At 40.1% G+C, this 3,114-nt stretch carries 3 protein-coding genes; all 3 read right to left on the bottom strand.

Annotation, left to right across the window (positions count from 1 at the left end):
- Positions 1–96 precede the first annotated feature (96 nt).
- From KQI87_RS00015 to KQI87_RS00005, 3 genes are read right to left on the bottom strand one after another with little or no spacing between them, the layout of a single operon-like run.
- Positions 97–1,095: a tyrosine-type recombinase/integrase gene (locus KQI87_RS00015; RefSeq protein ID WP_216458352.1), complete on the bottom strand. Its 999-nt coding sequence runs from the start codon at positions 1,093–1,095 to the stop codon at positions 97–99.
- Positions 1,088–2,086 carry a tyrosine-type recombinase/integrase gene (locus tag KQI87_RS00010; protein ID WP_195981292.1) on the bottom strand — a complete coding sequence of 333 codons (999 nt, stop codon included), beginning with the start codon at positions 2,084–2,086 and terminating at the stop codon, positions 1,088–1,090. The genes KQI87_RS00015 and KQI87_RS00010 overlap by 8 nt, the downstream gene beginning before the upstream one ends.
- The gene (locus tag KQI87_RS00005) at positions 2,083–2,967 is read right to left on the bottom strand and encodes a tyrosine-type recombinase/integrase (RefSeq protein WP_216458351.1); all 885 of its coding nucleotides are present in this window, start codon (positions 2,965–2,967) and stop codon (positions 2,083–2,085) included. Before KQI87_RS00005 ends, KQI87_RS00010 begins: the two co-directional genes overlap by 4 nt.
- Between the last annotated feature and the right edge of the window lie 147 nt (positions 2,968–3,114).

The raw sequence follows: 3,114 nt of genomic DNA, 5'->3' as shown, positions 1-3,114 counted from the left end.
CCCAGTCTTATGAGAAGAGAAAAGTTATGAGAAGTATATTCTGTTTTCTTTATTTCTCCTTCTGTTTTTTGATTTCACTTCTCATAACTTATTTTTTTAAATACTATTTTTGAGCCATTCCAGAAGTTCTTCTTTTTCTTCCTTGGAATAATCAAGGCTGATATCCCGTATTCGGGATGCATCTTCGATGTGTTTTCTTTTTACTTCCGGATTTGCTTTGGAATAGATCTCTGTCGTAGTCACGGATGTGTGACCGAGGAGATCTCTTATATATATCAGGTTTACCCCATTTTCCAAAAGATGCATTGCTTTCGTATGGCGGAGGCAATGTGCTGAAATAGCGGCGGGGTAAATCGATGCTTCTTTCAGCCTGGCTCTTTCAAAGTATTTATGCACGATATAATTTACACCTTCTCTGGTCAGCCTTTCCCTTCTGGTATTAAAGAAAAGAAAGTCGTTGTCATCTACTCTATATTTCTGTATATAATTGCTTATCACGTCAGCTACAAGCCCATCCAATGGAACTGACCTTATTTTATCTCCCTTCCCATGCAGAATCATAGTGTAAGGTTTCTCGAGATGGAGATCATATCTGCGCACGTTGCATAATTCTGTAACCCTGGCACCACTCTCGTAAAGAAGGAGCACAATGCAGAAGCATCGCAGCTCCTTATGGTCAGTTTTATCAAAACTGTTCAGAAAATGTTCCATTGCATTGACTGACAAATAGTTCATCTGTCGGCCCTCTGTTTTCTTCTTGGATATTTCACGGATGGAAGTCGAAATATTCAGGTACTTTGGTTCATGGTAGCCCGTATACTTGAAAAATGATCTTATCGCAGCAAGACGGTTATTTCTGGTAGATATGGATACTCTTTTCTCTTTTTCAAGATACTCCAGAAACTCATTAATAATGTCGTAGCTGAAACTGTCCACTTCGATACAGTCAGCACTGATATGTTTCTTCTCATCCATAAATTCCAACAACTGCACGAAAGTATCACGATATGTTTTCATAGTGTTGCTTCCGGAGCCTTTCTGTCCTGCAAGGTATTTAACAAAGTAATCACTCATAAGTCTCGCAAAATCAGTCATCACTGCCTCCTCCCAACACCCTCTCGTAAATATAATGCCCGACATTTATAACCTCGTCATACCTTTCCATGGTAAGCCTGAGATATATTTCTGTATTTGTTATATCCGTATGCCCAAGGTATACACTCAGATATGGCAAAGCGCAATAAGGGTCTTTTCCTTCTTTTATCATCTGATCCAGGGCGTTGCATGCAAACGTATGGCGCAATGAATGGATACATGGACCTCTGCTATGTCCATTGGCAGAAGCAAGGCTGACCCCTGCCTTAGGAAGGATGTTTTTTCTGAATGTTGTTGTTATGCTGTGGTTGCATCTCCGGCCCCCTGACGGAGATTCAAAAAAATATGTATCGCCAGGCTTTGATTTTTTCCTATTATAATTTATGAGCCATTTGCCAAGGGAAGCCTTAAATGGAACCAGTCTGGATACGTTTCCTTTTCCGCTGTTGACAATGATAATGTTATCTGTAAAGTCAATGTCACTGATCTTAAGTTCCAATGCCTCCCCCAGTCTCAGCCCTGTACAGTACAGCAGCCTGATAAGCGTCTGATAAAAAAGCCGTGAGTCATAGCGGTCATAGGCGCTTTCCCTGGAATCTATGACTGAAAAGATTCTCTTCATCTCAGCATTAGAAAAAACATATGGAATATAATCTCTTGGCATTTTTACTGTACAGTCATACTGGATATAGATATTTTCATAGCCCTGGCTTTTCAGGAATTTCGCAAACTGCCTGATATTGCATTCACGGTGATGCCTTGTCGACTGTGAAAGATGTTCAGCTGTTTTCACATATGCGAATGTCATTTCTTCCGTAAGGGCAATTTCTTCCAGCTTGTAGCTGTCAAGGAACCGGTTTAATGCCAGATAGTCGTAGAGAAGGTTTCCCTCTATTTTCTTATAGTATCCCAAAGCGTTTTTATATCGCAGGAAGTTTTCAAACTCTTCTTTAAATATGCCGGTGAATTCCTTCTTTGTGATTTCTTTCATTCCGGCACCTCCAGTGATACTTTCCTGAGTCCGTCTACGTCAATGGAAAGATATTTCTGTGTTGTCCTGGAACTGGCATGCCCTAACACCCCGGTAATAACGGGCACAGGAGTATTATTTGCGAGCATCGTAGTCGCCAGGGAATGCCTTAATGTATGGGCACCACGTTTCCGGCATCTCCGTTCGATACCTGCTTTCTCAAAATTTTTATAAACAATCTGTGTGAGTATCTTGGCTGAAGTAAAAGCAGAGTTAGTGACAGTATTTATAAAGATGTATTCCGATCTCACATCAGGCCTGTGATTCTTCAGATAGTCCAGGAGGAGAAACTGTACCTGTTCCGTAAACGGGACATTCACATGGATGCCGGTTTTATGTTGGGTTTTGCTGATGAGTTTTTTATCCCAGTTGATTTCATCAAATCTCAGCCATATGATATCACTTGACCTCAGACCGCATTCCGCAGCGATAAGGATCATGCATTTGTCCCTGATGCCACATTTTTTTGCAGTGTCAATACTTTCGACCAGAATTTTAATCTCTTCTGGCGAATAGTAGGATAGGATAGAATCTCTTTTGTCAGTAGTGATCATTGGAAACAGTTGGTATCCATCAAAAGACGACAGCCTCTGTTCATACATGATATTAAAGAATTGCCTGAGAGTAAACTGAACCCCGCTGATGGTTTGAGATCTGTAATCCAGACTGTTCACAAACTCATAAACATTCTTTCTATCAATGTTCAGCAGATCATCTGTCTGAGCGTCTTCAAGATAACTTAGGAATTTTCTCACGGTCTGGAGTTTTCGTTTGACAGTCACATCCCTGATTCCTTCTTTCTGTCCATTTTTAAATATTTCGATGTACTTAGCGCTGTTCATAATTTTCTCCTTTCATTTGCCAAGTACATTCAGTATAGCAGGTATATTTGATTTAAAAGTTATGAGAAGTAAAATACGAAGAAATAGATTGAAAATCGTGAATTAGCGCCATCTCTTCTCATAACTTTTCTCTTCTCATAAGACTGG

This window comes from Blautia sp. MSJ-9 (assembly GCF_018919065.1).
Classification (GTDB): domain Bacteria; phylum Bacillota; class Clostridia; order Lachnospirales; family Lachnospiraceae; genus Blautia_A.
The sequence above is the reverse complement of the archived record's forward strand: the minus strand, read 5'-3'. Positions and strand labels throughout refer to the sequence as shown.